This window comes from Streptomyces sp. BE303, from assembly GCF_036290945.1.
In the GTDB taxonomy this organism is placed as follows: Bacteria; Actinomycetota; Actinomycetes; order Streptomycetales; family Streptomycetaceae; genus Kitasatospora.
In genome coordinates this window covers 94761-109389 of record NZ_JAQYWZ010000850.1, presented here as the reverse complement: position 1 = coordinate 109389, position 14629 = coordinate 94761, and the positions used below count along the sequence as shown (strand labels likewise).

At 73.1% G+C, this 14629-nt stretch carries 11 protein-coding genes; 2 read left to right on the top strand and 9 right to left on the bottom strand.

Annotated features, from left to right (window positions below; all coding sequences use genetic code 11):
- Positions 1-172: 172 nt before the first annotated feature.
- A complete protein-coding gene (locus PUR56_RS29975; protein ID WP_329951249.1) occupies positions 173-2260 on the top strand; it encodes a TnsA endonuclease N-terminal domain-containing protein in 2088 nt (695 codons plus the stop codon).
- An 18-nt stretch (positions 2261-2278) separates the two neighbouring features.
- Here PUR56_RS29975 and PUR56_RS29970 read toward each other — a convergent pair whose 3' ends face one another.
- The 9 genes from PUR56_RS29970 to PUR56_RS29930 all read right to left on the bottom strand — a co-directional run bounded on the left by PUR56_RS29970 (position 2279) and on the right by PUR56_RS29930 (position 13837).
- A complete protein-coding gene (locus PUR56_RS29970) occupies positions 2279-3886 on the bottom strand; it encodes an amylo-alpha-1,6-glucosidase (RefSeq protein WP_329951248.1) in 1608 nt (535 codons plus the stop codon).
- Positions 3886-4710 (bottom strand): carbohydrate ABC transporter permease, encoded by an 825-nt coding sequence (locus PUR56_RS29965; RefSeq protein ID WP_329876545.1) that lies wholly within the window; start codon positions 4708-4710, stop codon positions 3886-3888. Before PUR56_RS29965 ends, PUR56_RS29970 begins: the two co-directional genes overlap by 1 nt.
- Positions 4711-4717: 7 nt before the next feature.
- Positions 4718-5662: a carbohydrate ABC transporter permease gene (locus PUR56_RS29960; RefSeq protein WP_329951247.1), complete on the bottom strand. Its 945-nt coding sequence runs from the start codon at positions 5660-5662 to the stop codon at positions 4718-4720.
- A complete protein-coding gene (locus PUR56_RS29955) occupies positions 5659-6975 on the bottom strand; it encodes an ABC transporter substrate-binding protein (RefSeq protein WP_329951246.1) in 1317 nt (438 codons plus the stop codon). Before PUR56_RS29955 ends, PUR56_RS29960 begins: the two co-directional genes overlap by 4 nt.
- 104 nt (positions 6976-7079) lie before the next feature.
- Positions 7080-7829 (bottom strand): SDR family NAD(P)-dependent oxidoreductase, encoded by a 750-nt coding sequence (locus PUR56_RS29950; RefSeq protein WP_329876539.1) that lies wholly within the window; start codon positions 7827-7829, stop codon positions 7080-7082.
- Complete coding sequence (locus tag PUR56_RS29945; protein WP_329951245.1) at positions 7826-9007, bottom strand: ATP-NAD kinase family protein; 1182 nt, start codon at positions 9005-9007, stop codon at positions 7826-7828. The genes PUR56_RS29950 and PUR56_RS29945 overlap by 4 nt, the downstream gene beginning before the upstream one ends.
- Complete coding sequence (gcvPB, locus tag PUR56_RS29940; protein ID WP_329951244.1) at positions 8962-10518, bottom strand: aminomethyl-transferring glycine dehydrogenase subunit GcvPB; 1557 nt, start codon at positions 10516-10518, stop codon at positions 8962-8964. Before gcvPB ends, PUR56_RS29945 begins: the two co-directional genes overlap by 46 nt.
- Positions 10515-11864: an aminomethyl-transferring glycine dehydrogenase subunit GcvPA gene (gene gcvPA, locus PUR56_RS29935; protein WP_329876533.1), complete on the bottom strand. Its 1350-nt coding sequence runs from the start codon at positions 11862-11864 to the stop codon at positions 10515-10517. Before gcvPA ends, gcvPB begins: the two co-directional genes overlap by 4 nt.
- On the bottom strand, positions 11861-13837 hold the full coding sequence (locus tag PUR56_RS29930; RefSeq protein ID WP_329951243.1) for a beta-galactosidase: 1977 nt from the start codon (positions 13835-13837) through the stop codon (positions 11861-11863). The genes gcvPA and PUR56_RS29930 overlap by 4 nt, the downstream gene beginning before the upstream one ends.
- A gap of 106 nt (positions 13838-13943) precedes the next feature.
- Between PUR56_RS29930 and PUR56_RS29925 the strand changes: the two genes are divergently transcribed.
- Positions 13944-14591, top strand: coding sequence for a GntR family transcriptional regulator (locus tag PUR56_RS29925; RefSeq protein WP_329951242.1), 648 nt, complete (start codon positions 13944-13946; stop codon positions 14589-14591).
- Positions 14592-14629 lie beyond the last annotated feature (38 nt).

The following is a 14629-nucleotide window of genomic DNA, read 5'->3' as shown; positions in this document are numbered from 1 at the left end:
ACGGCGGACGGCGCGTCAGGCGTCCACGCCCTGCCCGCCTGCGGAGCCCGACCCGGCCGCACCGGGGAGCCGGTGTGACGTCTGGCACCCGGTCCGGGGCGAACCCGGGCTGCCGCCTCCTCGTCGTGGTGCACGAGGACACTCCAGTGATGTGACGGACCGTGGGGGGACCATGGAGAGCAAGGCATCCGGTTCGAGAGCCGGTCTGGCCTGGACCGAGGACGAGGACGAACGGCTGCTGGAGGCGGCGTGCCGGGGGGAGTCCCTGGAGGACCTCGCCGCCCGGCACGGCCGTACCGTCGGCGGCATTCGCGCGCGTCTGAGCCGCTTCGTGCCGCTCACCGACGCCGGTGACGAGGAACTGCTGCAGTGGCTGCGGACCCATGCGGGCCCGGTCCGCGCGGCCGATCACACCGCTGGTCGCACCGCCGAACGCACCGCCGAACGCACCGGTGGTCGCGCCGGTGGTCGCGCCGCCCGCCGAACACCGGCCGCGCCGGACCCCCGCGCCGCCGACGTTCTCGCCGAGTGGCAGCACCTGACCGGGCACGAGCTGCGTCCCGATCGGCAGACGGCCTTCCTCGCCCGCCCCGTGGTCGGCACGCTGGCGGCCGCGGACCCGGCCGTCCGCCGGGACACCGGCCGACGGCTGTGGCAGGACACCCGGCAACTGCTCCTGGAGGACTGGGCGCTGGAGTGCCGGTGCCCGGGCGCCACCGCGCCGGCCCCGCCCTGGAGCGCCGTCGCCGGGCACGACGACGACACCGCGATGGCGCTGCGGGAACTCCTGGCGGCGGCCGTCGACGAGCTCCCCCGCGAGCGCCACCGCCGGATCATGACCCTCCGGCTCGGCGTGGGCGACCACGAAGCACAGACGCTGGAGACGGTCGCCGACGCCTTCGGCCTGTCCCGCGAACGCATCCGCCAGCTGCAACAGAAGGCCGTGAGCGCGCTGGCCCGCGCCACCACGCCCGCGGCCCGCAGGTTCCGGAGCCTGCTGTCCGAGCTCGGCCGCCCCGACGGGACCCCGACCGACGGCGAGGACGGACCGCCCGACGCCGAACGCCTCCTCGACCTGGCGCGGGTGCTGCTGCCGTCCGTCCCGCCGCGCCGGGCGGTCGCCCTGCTCGCCACCCTCGCCGGGGCCGGCAGGCTTCCGGCGGACAACCTCGCGGCCCAGGCCATGACGATCCGCACCCTGCGCCACGGCGCGGCCCGCCGCGAGGCCGCGCGGCAGGGCCGTACCGAGCGGGCCACCGTGCGGTGGAGCCGTCTGGAGGCCGACGTCCGGTGGGCCGGTACGGGCGGGAGCGCTCCCCCGCGCGCGGAGCTGGAGGCGCTGCGCGAGGCCGACGACGAGGATCCCCGCTCCGGGTCGTGGGAGTGCCCCAAGCTCGGCCGCGCGGTGGCGTACGAGTCGGAGACCGAGCTCCAGGTGATCCAGCTCCTCTCCTTCGCCTCGCAGGTCGCGTACTACCAGGAGCAGCCCCTCGCCGTCGGCTACGAGTTCGACGGGCGGGCGCGCACGTACTTCCCCGACCTGCTCGTCGCCACCACCGACGGGCGCTGCGTCCTCGTCGAGGTCAAGCCGGTCTTCGAGATGGCCACCGCCGTCAACGTCGCCAAGTACCGTGCCCTTGAGGCGCTGTGCCGCGACCACGGCTGGGGCCTGCTGGTCACCGACGGGTACCGCACCCGCTCGCTGGTGGAGAACCACCCGGTGGACCCGCGTCTTGCCGAAGCCATCGGCCCGCTGCTGACGGATGGCACGGTGCTGGGATGGCCGCACGTGCTGACCGCCGCGGGTGCGCAGCGCCCGGGTTCGCTGGACATCGCGGCCCTGGCCCTGCGTCACGGGTGGGAGTGGCGCACCCGGCCGTTCCGGCTCTCCGCCGGCCGGGCCGCGCCCGCACCGGTTCCCGTCGCCGTCCCGGAGCTCGCGCCCACGCCGACGCCCCTGCCCGTTCCGGACCTCGCGCCCGCGCCCGTTTCCGTTCCGGGCCCGGTACAGGAACCGGAACCGGGCCGCGGTCCGGCGGCCGTCCCCGGGCCCCGTCAGGAGACGCTTCCGGGGCAGGACGACCCGGCGCCCCCCTTTCCCGGCGAGCCGGTGTGCCCGACGCCCGAGGAGATCGAGGCGGCCCGGACCCCGGCCGGCGGGTGGCGTCGCAGCCAGCTCGCGGCCTGGGGCGTCCCGTGGCCTCCCCCGAAGGGCTGGAAGCAGCGGCTGACCGCCCGGTCGCGCTCCGGGAGGTCCTGACGGGACGGCCGCCCCGGTTCAGGGGTGCGGCCGGTCCGGGCCGGTCCGCAGGTCCTGCCGGTCGGTGGCGAGGTCGACGAAGAGGGCCGCGGACCAGCCGAAGCCGGAGGTCGCGCGCCTGCCGCGGGCACCGGTCAGGGGGTTCCAGTACTCGTAGAGGCCGCCGGCGCCCGCGACCATCGCCAGGGTGCGGCTTCGGAGCTCGTCGGCGGTCTCGGCGAAGCCCGAGCGGCGCAGGCCCTCGACGAGGAGGTAGTTGACGTTCAGCCAGACGGGGCCGCGCCACATCGCGTCCGGGTCGAAGGCGGGATCGTCGAACGCGACCGTCGGGACGGGGCGTTCCCCCCAGAAGGCGGCCGAGCGGAGGGTCCGCTCCAGGTGGGCGGCGATCTCGGCGGGCAGGCGGCCGGTGAACAGCGGCATCAGGTCGAGGACGGTCCGGGCGGGCACGTCCGCACCGTCGGCGAGGGTGCGGAAGCGGGTGCCGTCCCAGCGGCGTGCGACCAGCAGGTCGGTGTGGGCGGCGGCCCGCGTGCGCCACCGGGCGGCGTCCCCGGGCCGGCCGAGGGCGTCGGCGATGTCCGCCAGGCAGTCGGCCTCGTGGATCAGGTAGGAGTTGAGGTCGGGGGGTTCGGCGCGGGGGCCGTAGTCCCAGACGGGGCTGTCGTCGAGGCCGGACGAGTAGGGGTGCAGGTATTCGGGCAGCCCGTCGCCGTCCGGGTCGGAGGCGGCGAACCACCAGTCGTGCGCGCGCACGAGCCGGGGGTAGACGGAGGCGAGGAACGGGACGTCCGGGTGGCTCCGGTGGAGCTTCCGCACGGCCCAGGCGGCCAGCGGCGGTTTGGTGACCGGGACCGGATCCGCGGAGGGCAGGGCGCCGTTGGCCCGGCCGACGTGTTCGCTCAGGCGGGCGTGGTCCGACCGGGGGAGGTCGGTGGTCTCGGCGAGGACGCCGTGGTCGTGGACGACGTCCGGGAGGCGTCCGTCGGGGAGCTGGTGGTCGAGGACCAGGAGGATCTGGTCGCGGGCGAGGGCGGGCGAGGCGTGGCGCAGGCCGACGGCGTGGAAGAGGGCGTCCCAGTTCCAGACGCCCACGTAGCCGTACTTGGAGGGGACGAGTCCTTCGCGGCCGGCGATCGGCAGCAGGTTGACGGCCAGGGTCCACCAGGCCGTCCGGGCGCGTTCCGCCAGGTCCTCCGGGACGGGCGGCATCCGGGCGAACCACGCGTCCCAGCGGGCCTCGGACGCGGCGCGCACGGCCGCTTCCGACCACCGGCCGGGCGGGCCGACGAGGACGTGGCAGCCCGCCAGGGCGAGGGTGTGCTCCGTCCCGTCGGGCCGCCGCCAGGAGGCCCGGGCGCGGTGTCCGGCGATCACCAGCGTGGCGGGGTCGGCGAACAGCAGCGACACCCCGCCGGCGAACACCACCTCGGTGGGCGTCGCGGAGACGACGGGGAGGTCCTTCCCGGCGGGGTCGCGGACGACCAGGGCGGACAGCTCGGTGGTGCGGGCGAGCGGGGTCTCGTACGCGGCGCGGGCGATCCGGAGGCCGTCCGGGTGGGCGGTGACGAGCAGGCGCGAGCCGCGTTCGGTGAACGGCCGCTCCACGAGGTCCAGCGTGAGCATCAGCGTCCTCCCAGGCCCGAGGAGGCCATGCTGTTGAGGATCTTGCGCTGCCCGACCAGGAACGCGATCAGCATCGGCACCACGGTCATCGCCGACAGGGCGGCGGTCAGTCCGTAGTCGACGCCGCCCCGCTGGGAGTGGAAGGAGTCGAGCAGCAGGGGGATGGTGAACAGGTCCGGCGTGTTCAGGAACACCAGCGGGAAGAAGTAGCTGTTCCAGCTGGCCAGGAAGACGATGATGCCGAGGGTCCACAGGCCGGGCCTGATGTTGGGCAGGATGATCCGCCAGAAGATCGTCCACCGGCTCGCGCCGTCGATCCGCGCCGCGTCCTCCAGCTCGACCGGGACGGCCCGGATGAACTGGCGCAGCAGGAACACCGCGAACGGGTTGGCGACGGCCGGCAGGATCAGCGCCAGGTGCGAGTCGATGAGTTGGAGCTTGGCGAGCATGATGTAGAGCGGCACGATCGTGACCTGGGCGGGGACCATCTGGGTCGCGAGGAAGAGGCCGAACAGCGGCCCCGAGCCGCGGAACGGTATCCGGGCGAAGGCGTAGGCCGCCATCGCCCCGGTCAGCAGGGTCGCGACGACGGTGACGGCCGCGATGTACATGCTGTTCCAGTAGGCGCGCCCGAGCGGCACCTCGCCCAGGACGTCCGGGTAGTTCTGCGGGCGCCACGGCCCGGGGAGCCAGGCGAGCGGGTCGTTGATCATCTGGGTGGCGCCCTTGAAGGAGGTCAGCATCATCCAGATGAACGGGAACAGCATGACCAGGCCGCCGGCGGTGAGGCCGGTGTGCAGGAGGATCCGTCTGCGGTTGCTCATGGCGGCCTCACGACTCGTAGTGGACGAAGCGCTTCTGCGCCTTGAACTGGACCGCCGTGACGAGGAGTGTCAGGAGCAGCAGGATCAGGGCCGCGGCGCTGGAGAGGCCGAAGTGGAACTCGCGGAAGCCCTGTTGGTAGACCTTGTAGACGATGGTCTGGGCGCCCTCGTTGTGGTCGGGGTTGACGAGGACGTAGATCAGGTCGAAGGCCTGGAAGGAGCTGATCACCGAGACCACCACGGTGAAGAAGACCGTGGGTGAGAGCATCGGCAGGGTGACCGAGCGCAGGGTCTGCCAGGGGCCGGCGCCGTCGATCCGGGCGGCTTCGAGCAGGTTCGTCGGGATGGTGGCGAGTCCGGCGAGGAAGATCACGACGTTGAGGCCGAGGGACGACCAGATCGTGACGACCGCGATGGCGGGCACCACCCAGGTCGGGTCGGCCAGCCAGTCCGGCAGGGTGATCCCGAAGACGTCCTGCACGGTGCCGTTCAGGATGCCGTCGGCGCCGCCGCCGAGGATCATCTGCCAGATCACCGACACCGCGACGGAGCTCGTCACGACCGGCAGGAAGTAGACGACCCGGTAGGCGGTGCGGCCTCGCACGCCGTGCAGGGCCAGGGCGAGCAGGAGGGCCAGGACGAGGCCGCCCGGCACGGTGATCAGGCCGATCTTGACGGTGTTCCACACCGCGCGGCCGAAGGCGGGGTCGGTCAGCTGGGCCCGGAAGTTGTCCAGTCCCACCCAGCTCGCGTCACCGAGCCCGTCCCACTCCATGAAGGACAGGACGACGGCGAACCCGAGCGGGCCGACCAGGAACACCAGCAGGCCGAGCAGTTGGGGGGCGAGGAAGACCACGGCCCACCGGCGGTCCCGGCGCCGCCAGAGCGGCTCGCGGCCGCTCCGTGCGGGGCGGGACCGCCGGCGTGCCACGGCCTGGGAGACGGCGCTCAACCCTTCGGGCCCTTCATCCCGTCGACCAGGCTCTGGAGCTGGGTCATCCCCTCGTCGAACCCGACCTTGCCCTCCCAGATCTTCATGAGGTGGTCGTTGATCGCCTTGGTCAGGCCGGGGACGGCGACCTCGTCGGGGTAGTTGGCGAAGCCCTTGTCGCGGACGTCGAGGAAGGTCCGGGCGTGCGCGGGGTAGTTCCCCTCGGTCACCAGGTTCTCGGCACCCTTGATCGACGGCACGGCGCTGCCGCCCTTGAGCCGCAGCTGCTGGCCCTCCTTGCTGACGAACTCGCTCAGGAAGGTGAAGGCCTCCTTCGGGTGCTTGGTGTCCTTGTTGAGGGTCAGGTAGGACGCGGCGACCGCGCCGGGGATCGGTTCCCCGGTCTGCGAGGGGAACGGCACGACGTCGTAGCTCTCGCGGTCGCCGCCCTTGTCGATGCCCTCGATGACCCAGCGGCCCCCGGCGTAGAAGCCGGCCTTGTGCTTGACGAACTGGGTGGCCGCGCTGTTGCCCTCGGGCAGCAGGTCCGCGGAGGCGAAGGTCTTGTCCCGGTAACCGTCGGCGAGGGTCCTGAGCGCCTGCCGGGCCTTGGGGTGGGACGGTGCGACGAACGTGCCGTTGTCCCAGACCTTGCCGCCGAAGCCGTTGACGAGGCTGTAGTTGGCGCCGTACCAGTTCCAGAATATGGAGCCGTACCGGCCGGAGTCCTTGAGCTTGGCGTTCATCTCCAGGTACTTGGCCATGGTCCACCGGCCGGCCTCGTTCAGGGCGGCCGGGTCCTCGGTGATGCCGGCGGCGGCGAGGGCCTTCTTGTCGAACCACAGGACCTCGGGGTTGGTGTCGTTCGGGACGCCGAACGTCACACCGCCCTTCTTCGCCCCGCCGTAGATGCCCTCGAAGAAGTCCGTCGGCCTGCTCTTGCTGAGGGGGCCGGCGAGTTGCTCGTCGAGCGGGGCGAGCACGCCGTCGGCGACGAGCTTGCCGATGTAGTCGTCACCGACGTAGAACACGTCGGGGGCGGTCCTGGAGGTGAGCTGGGTGATCAGCTTGGGGTGGTAGTCCTCGTAGGAGGCGACGGGCTCCAGCTTCAGCGTGATGTTCGGGTACTTCCTGGTGAACTCGTCGGTGAACGCCTTGAAGACCGCCATGTCCTCGGCCGAACCCCAGGTCGACCAGCGCAGGGTGACCTTGCCGTCCTTCGCGTCGCCGGTGGAGCCCGCGCCGCCGCTCCCGCTGCACGCGGACACGGACACGGACAGGGCGACGGCGGCGGCGACGGCGGCCAGGACCGTCCTTCTCTTCACAGCAGACATCAGATGCCTCCGAGGAGCTTTCGCGGGGGGGTGGGTGGGTGGAGCGCGCCGGAGCGGTACGGAAAGGTGGAACGGGGGTGGTGGAGCGGGGTGGAGCAGGGGGGTCAGGCGAGGCCGCCGCCGTCGACGACGAGGGCGGACCCGGTGATGTAGCTGCTCGCGTCGCCGGCGAGGAACAGCACGGCGCTCGCGATCTCCTCGGGCGACCCGGCCCGGCCCATCGGCCGGTCGGCGGCGTCCTTCTCGAAGGCCGACCACTCCACCTGCAGCTGACGCGCCTCGTCGCGGAGCATCGACGTCATGGTGTCGCCGGGGTTGACCGAGTTGACCCGGATCCCCGCGGCGGCGTGGTCGATCGCCAGGGCGCGCGTCATGTTGACGACCGCGGCCTTGGAGGCGCAGTAGGACAGGGCGTTGCCGCCTCCCTTCAGCCCCCAGCCGGAACCGGTGTTGACGATCGAGCCGCCCTGCGTCATCGCCGGGATCGCGAAGCGGCACATCAGGTAGACCGACCGGACGTTGACGGCCATCACCCGGTCCCAGTCGTCGGCGGAGATCTCCAGCGCGGTCTGGCGCCGGATGATCCCGGCGTTGTTGAACAGGACGTGCAGCCCTCCGAACCGCTCGACGGCGATGTTCACGATCCGCTCGCAGTCGACCTCGGAGGAGACGTCGGCCCGTACCGACACGGCCCGCCCGCCGGCCGCCTCGATCTCGCGGACCACGGCGGAGGCGTCCGCCAGGTCGGCGACGACCACCGCCGCTCCCTCGGCGGCGAACAGCCGGGCGGTGGCCCGGCCGATGCCGGAGGCTCCGCCGGTGACGACGGCGACCTTGTTCTGCAACGTGTTCATAGCTCCTCGTTCGCTGACTGGATGCGGTACATCACGGACTCGCGGTACCCGGTGACGACCCGGGTGTGGCCGCCGAACGCGGCGTCGGCCGCGGCGTCGCCGCTGTCCACGAGCAGCGGCCGGCCGCCGAGGGCGGCGAGCTTCTGCTGGGTGGCGAGCACGACGATCCCGGCGAGCCGGTCCAGCACCCGGGGGCTGAACTGCTGGTTGCCGCGACCGATCACGAACCCCTGCCCGCCGATCACGGACAGCACGCCATGTGTCACCTGTGACATGGCAAGGGTGTGCAAGGTCCGCTCGGTGACGTCGGGGGCGAGCAGGACGCCGTCCCGGACCACGTCGACCCCCAGCGGCGTCAGGTCCAGACCCAGCGCGCGGCCCACCGCGAGCGTCGTCGCCCCGGGGCCGAGCGCGTAGGCCTCGCCGGGCACCATCGACGCCACCACCTCGCGCGCGATCGACTCCGCCGATCCCGGCGGCGCCCCCGACGACCCGCTCTTGCGCCCGCTGAGCCGCGTCCTGGCCGCGGGCACCCGCAGGGTCCCGTACAGCCGGGCGCCCACCCGCCCCGACCGGTACGCCTCCTCGTCCAGGTCGACGACCTCCGCGTCCAAGGTGGTCCCGTCGAACGCGGCGGCGGTCGCGGCGGCGGCGAACGGGCTGACCGCGAAGCAGCCGGAGTAGACCTTCACCCCGGCCGGCACGCCGAGCACCGGCCCCCGGGGCCGGGCGTCCAGCACGTCCCGCGCCGTTCCGTCCCCGCCCGCGAACAGCAGCAGGTCCGCCCCGCCGAGCACCGCCACCGCCGCCCGGGTGTCCGCCGCGCCGGTCGTCACGGTCACCGCGCCGCCGGCCGTGGTGGCGGCCCCCGCACCGGCCCGGGGGCGGTGGACGACCTCGTGGGGGACGCCGGCCGCCCGCGCGCTGTCCTCCCCCATGGCCCCCGCCACGGTGCGCACCCGGACGTCCGGGCGCAGGCGGTGGAGCGCCGCCAGCGCGGCGGCCGCCCGCTCCCCCGCACGCGGGACGGCGCCGAGGGCGAGCGCCCTGGCCTGGACGTCGGGGCCGTCGCTGCCCTTGAGCGCGGCCGGACCCCCGAGTCCCGCCACGGGGTTCACGACCAGGCCGACGATCACCGGCGGTGCTTGCGACAGTAGGCGCGCCAGCTCGGCGACCACTGCGCGGGATCGTCCAGCGAGGTGGGGTCGATCCGGTGGACGGTCTGGTGGTACGGCGCGTTCTTCACGAACTCGGGGTCCTCCCGGGCCTCGGAGGCCACCTGGGCGAGGATCGCGGCGTACTCGTCCAGGTCCTCGCGGGAGTAGGACTCCGTCGGTTCCAGGGTGAACGGCTCGGGGACCACGTACGGGTGGTGGCTGGTCCAGTAGTGGACGCCGAAGTCGGCGGCGCGGATCCCGATCTCCTCGGAGTGCACCCCGGTCTCCTCCGTGAGGTCCTGCCAGGAGTAGCGGACCTGCTCCACCCGCCGCCGGTCCGCCCACGGGACGGAGGCGCCGGGGATCCGCAGGACCTTGTGCATCAGGTAGTTGTTGTTGAGGACGGCCGTCTCCGCGACCTCCCGCAGACCGTCCGCGCCGAGCGCCATCACCCACGCGTAGGCGCGCACCACGTTCGGCGTGACCCCGAGGAACGGCCGGATCTTCCCCACCGACCGCTCGGGGGAGGCCAGCGTGTACGACGCCCCGGCGCGCTCGACGACCGGTCCGGGCAGGAACGGCGCCAGCGCCTCGGAGACGCCGCACGCCCCCGCCGCGGGCCCGCCGCACGCGTGCGGGGTCGAGAACGTCTTGTGCAGGTTGAAGTGGCACAGGTCGAAGCCGGCGTCACGGGCGCGGGTGATCCCGAGGATGCCGTTGGCGTTCGCCTGGTCGTAGCAGGCCAGGCCGCCCGCCTCGTGGACGAGGTCGACGAACTCGCGGATCCTCGGGTTGAAGATCCCGGTGTCCTCCGGGTTGGTGATGAGCAGCGCCGCGGTCCGCGGGCCCACGGCCGCCCGCAGCGCCTCGATGTCCGGGTTGCCGGCGGCGTCCGGCATCAGGGTGATCACCTCGTACCCGGCGACCTTCGCACACGCCGCGTTCGAGGGGTGCGAGAACATCGTGGTGACGACCTGGTCGCGCTGGCCGCCCTCGCCCCGGGAGGCGTGGTAGGCGCGGATCATCGCGATGTTGGCGTAGATCGCCGCGGAACCGGCGCCGGGCTGCAGCGACACCCGGGCCATGCCGGAGATCTCCTTGAGGATCTGCTCCAGCCGCCAGTAGATCTCCAGCACGCCCTGGACGGAGTCCTCGGGCTGCAGCGGGTGCAGTTCGGCGATCTTCGGATCCCGCACGAAGGTGTCGTTGACCTTGGGGCTGTACTTCATCGTGCAGGTGCCCTGGCCGACGTCGATGTTCAGGTCGGCGCCGAGGGTCTCCTGCGACAGGCGCAGGTAGTGGCGGACCACCTGGTTCTGCGACAGTTCGGGCAGCGCCGGCGGGGTGCGGCGGCCGACGCCCTCGGGCAGCTCGACCGGCGGCGCGTCCGGGGCGGGCACGCCCACCCCGCGCCGGCCGGGCCGGGACAGCTCGAAGATGATCTCCTCGTCCCAGCGGGCCTGGTGGAAACGGCGCAGCGCGGGCTTGGGTGCGACGGGCAGGGTGGCGAACGACTCTCCGTGCGAGCTCACTTGGTGCCTCCGATGGCTGAGAGGGCGTCCTTGGCGGCCGCCGCGAGGGTGTCGATGTCGGCGATCGAGTGCCGCTCGGTGACGCAGACCAGGACCTCCCGGGAGCCGAGCCGCACCCCGCCGAAGATGTCCCGGCGGCGCAGCGCCGCGAGGAACGCGTCGGCGTCCGGCACCTCGACGGCGAACTCGCGGAAGTGGAAGGCCTCCTGGTGACGGACCCGGGCACCGGCCGAGGCCAGGGCCCCCATCGCGTACCGGGTCCGGGCCAGGATCGTCTCGCCGATCTCGCGCATTCCCTGCGGGCCCATCAGCGAGAGGTAGACGCCGGCGGTGATGCCCCACAGGGCGGCCGCGGTGCCGACCCACTCCTTGCCCTCCTCGCGCAGCGCGAAGGAGGTCCGGTCGTAGAAGACGTCACCGAAGCCGTACTCACCGGGGACGGCGGTCGGGGCGATGCCGAACAGGCGGGAGGGGAACTCCGCGACCAGGCGCTCGTCGTCCCGGCTCGCGATGAACCCGGCCTGGCCGCCGCCGTACTGCTGGTGCATGCCGAGCGACTGGATGTCCCCGCAGACCAGGTCCGCGCCGAAGGACGCGGGGGGCGCGAGCACGCCGAGCGCGATCGGGTCCGTCCCCACGACCAGGAGGGCGCCGGCGCCGTGGGCGAGGTCCGCCAGTTCGCGCCCGCGCGTCTCGATGACGCCGTAGACGTTGGGCGTCTCCAGGTAGAGCGCGGCGAAGGTGTCGTCCAGGTCGATCTCGCCCACCTCCCCCGAGCCGGCCACCGGGGCGAGCACGACCTCGACGTCCGGGGCCAGGTAGTCCCGGATCTTGGCGAGCTTGTCCGGCGCGATCGCGCCGCTGACGAGCACCCGGCCGCGGCCCGTGTGGCGGGCGGCCATCCGCAGGGCCGTCCCCGCCGCCTGGAAGCCGTCGTAGGTGGGCACGTTGACGACGTCCATGTCGAGCAGCTCGGCCATCATCGAGACGTACTCGAAGAGGGCCTGGAACCGGCCGTGGTCCTCGTAGGGCTCCCCCGCGTAGGCGGTCAGGAACTCGCCGCGCCCGTTCACCTCGTCGCACACCGCCGGGACGTGGTGCGGGTAGCAGCCGTGCCCGAGGAAGCTCAGCACCTCGGTGGTGTCGGTGTTGCGGGCCAGCAGGCCGCGCATGTGCCGCACCAGGCCGGGCTCGTCGGCGAACGGGGCGGGCAGGTCGAGGGGGCGGCCCGGCCGCAGGTCGGCGGGGATGTCGCCGTAGAACTCGGCGACGCTCGACGCACCGATCTCGGCGAGCATCGCCGCCCGGGCCTCGGGCCCCGCGTTGGGGATGTAGGGATGGGTCACGAGATCTCCTCGGGCTTCAGGACCACGGCGTCGCGGGGCGCGAGCACCACGTGGCCGTGCAGGGGACGGCCGGTCAGCAGGTCGGTCCCGGCGGCGGGCAGGGTGACGGTGGCCGGTGCGGCCCCGTGGTTGAGCAGGAACAGGTACGCGCCGCGGCGGCACGCCTCGACGCCGGCGGGCAGGTCCGTCCCGGTGACGCCGGTGACGCCGGCGCCGGCGAGCACCTCGTCGAGCACCGGGGTCAGGTCGTCGGGCAGGCAGCCGAGGTAGGTGGCGTGCCCGCGCCGGGTGACCGCCGCGCGCCCGTCCAGCGGACCGCCGCGGTAGCGCGCGACCACCTGCGCGTCGTCGACGGTCAGCCACTCGCTCCAGGTCCGGGCCGTCAGCCGGGTGCCGTCCGGCGTCACCACCTGCTGGGTCAGGCCGTCGGGGATCGGCCAGAACTCCTCGACGCGCACGCCCAGCAGCTCCCGCAGCGGCCCGGGCGCGCCGCCCTCGTGGACCTGGTCGGCGGCGTCGACGACCCCGCTGAACGGGCCGACGACCAGCCGGCCCGGGAAGGAGGCGAGGTTCGCGGCCTGCTCCGCGGTGCACAGGTAGAGGTTGGGGACGACGACGACCTTGTAGGAGGAGAGGTCCCGGCCGGGCGGCGAGAGGTCGACGGCGATGCCGCGGGCGTGCAGCGGCCGGTACCAGGCGAGGAGGAGCGCGTGCAGCGCGAGCCGGTTCGACGGCAGCGACTCCGGCGCCTCCAGCCCCCACCAGCTGTCCCAGTCCAGGACGAGGGCGACGTCGGCCGACGTCGTGGCCCCCGCGACCTCGGCCAGCCGCCGCACGTCCGCCCCCAGTTCGAGCGTCTCGCGCCACTGGCGGGTGTCCGTCCCGCCGTGCGGCAGCATCGCCGAGTGGAACTTCTCCGGCCCGTACGCGGCCTGGCGCCACTGGAAGAACATCACCCCGTCCGAACCGTGGGCGACCGCCTGCAGGCTGTGCAGGCGCATGAGGCCCGGCTCCTTGGGGACGTTCACCTCCCGCCAGCTCACCGCGCCGGGCGCCGATTCGAGGAGCAGCCACGGCTGCCGCTTCAGCGAGCGCATCAGGTCGTAGCTGAGTGCGGCCTTCACGTGGGACGCCGGGTCGGCGGGGTCGGGGTAGGCGTCGTCGCTGACGACGTCCTCGGCCGCCGCCCACGTCCAGTAGTCGAGGTGGTGCAGGATGCTCATGAAGTTCGTCGTCACGGGGATGTCCGGGGTGACGTCCTTGAGCACCCGGCGCTCGGCCTCGAAGCAGGCGAGCAGCGCGTCGCCGGAGAACCTCCGCCAGTCCAGGACCTGGGCCGGGTTGACCGGACCGGGTGCCTTCCGGGGCGGTTCGACCTGCGTCCACTCCGTGTAGTGCTGGCCCCAGCAGGACGTCCCCCAGGCGGTGTTGAGGCCCTCCAGGCTCCCGTGGCGGTCGGCGAGCCAGCGCCGGAAGTCCCGCGCCGACTCCTCGCAGAAGCACTCGACCGTGTGGTCGCCGTACTCGTTGCCGACGTGCCACATGACCAGCGCCGGGTGCTCCCCGTAGCGCTCCGCCATCGCCCGTGCCAGCCGCACGGTGCCCGCCCGGAACACCGGCGAGGAGGGGCAGTAGCCCTGCCGGGAACCGAACCCCAGGCGGGTCCCGCCCGCGTCGACGGGCTGCATCTCGGGGTGTTCCCGCACCAGCCAGGGCGGCGGCGTCGCCGTCGCGGTGGCCAGGTCCACCGCGATCCCGTGGGCGTGGAGCAGGTCCAGGACCCGGTCCAGCCAGCCGAAGTCGAAGACCCCGGGCGCGGACTCCAGCCGCGACCAGGAGAACACCGCGACGGTCACGACGTTCACCCCGGCCTCGGCCATCAGCCGGACGTCCTGCTCCCACACCTCCTCGGGCCACTGTTCGGGGTTGTAGTCACCTCCGAACAGCATCCCCGGCACCCGCGTCAGGCTCATCTGCCGCCTCCCGTCCACCCGGTTCGCATTTTGTATTCAGAATGCATAGTGCAGTACTCTGCATCCGGTCAAGGGCTATGGTGGAAATCCGAGGATTGGGGACCCGATGGCGATCGAGCGCCGCCCGCTGCGAGAACAGATCCGCGACGAGCTGATGGACCGTCTGACCCGCGGCGAGTTCGCCCCCGGCACCGACGTCAACGAGGCCGTCCTGGCGGCCGAACTGGGCGTCAGCCGCACCCCCCTGCGCGAGGCGCTGATCACCCTCACCGGCGAAGGGGTCCTGGAGAGCAACCAGGGCCGCGGCTTCCGCTTCGCGCCCGTCAGCCGTACCGAGTTCCGTGAACTCGTCGCGATCGTCGCCTCGTTGGAGTCCCTCGCACTGGAGTCCTCCGACCCCGCGCACCTGCGGGGCATCGCCCCCCGGCTCCTGGAGATGGCCCGGGAGTTCCCCGACCCCGTCGCCGACCACGCGACCGTCGACCGGCGCGACGACGAGTGGCACGGCCTCCTGCTGAGCGGCTGCCCCAACGAGCGCCTGCTCGACCTGCTGGCCCGCATCAAGGCCGGCATGCGCCGCTACGAGAACCTCGTCGTCGCCGAGGACCAGCCGGTCGCCCGCGAGGCCGAGGAGCACTGCGAGATCGCCCGGAGACTCCTCGACGGCGACCTCACCGGCGCCACCGAGGCGCTCAGGGCCAACTGGGTGGGCGGCATGGAACGCATGCTCGCCCACATCCCCCCGGACCGGTGACGCGCGCACCCGTCACGCCGCGGCGGCGTGACGGGTGC

Bases quoted from the DNA above. Each gene is read 5' to 3' on its own strand.
- PUR56_RS29975 (WP_329951249.1), top strand. From the start codon at position 173: ATGGAGAGCAAGGCATCCGGTTCGAGAGCCGGTCTGGCCTGGACCGAG.
- PUR56_RS29970 (WP_329951248.1), bottom strand. From the start codon at position 3,886: ATGCTCACGCTGGACCTCGTGGAGCGGCCGTTCACCGAACGCGGCTCG.
- PUR56_RS29965 (WP_329876545.1), bottom strand. From the start codon at position 4,710: ATGAGCAACCGCAGACGGATCCTCCTGCACACCGGCCTCACCGCCGGC.
- PUR56_RS29955 (WP_329951246.1), bottom strand. From the start codon at position 6,975: ATGTCTGCTGTGAAGAGAAGGACGGTCCTGGCCGCCGTCGCCGCCGCC.
- PUR56_RS29950 (WP_329876539.1), bottom strand. From the start codon at position 7,829: ATGAACACGTTGCAGAACAAGGTCGCCGTCGTCACCGGCGGAGCCTCC.
- PUR56_RS29930 (WP_329951243.1), bottom strand. From the start codon at position 13,837: ATGAGCCTGACGCGGGTGCCGGGGATGCTGTTCGGAGGTGACTACAAC.
- PUR56_RS29925 (WP_329951242.1), top strand. From the start codon at position 13,944: ATGGCGATCGAGCGCCGCCCGCTGCGAGAACAGATCCGCGACGAGCTG.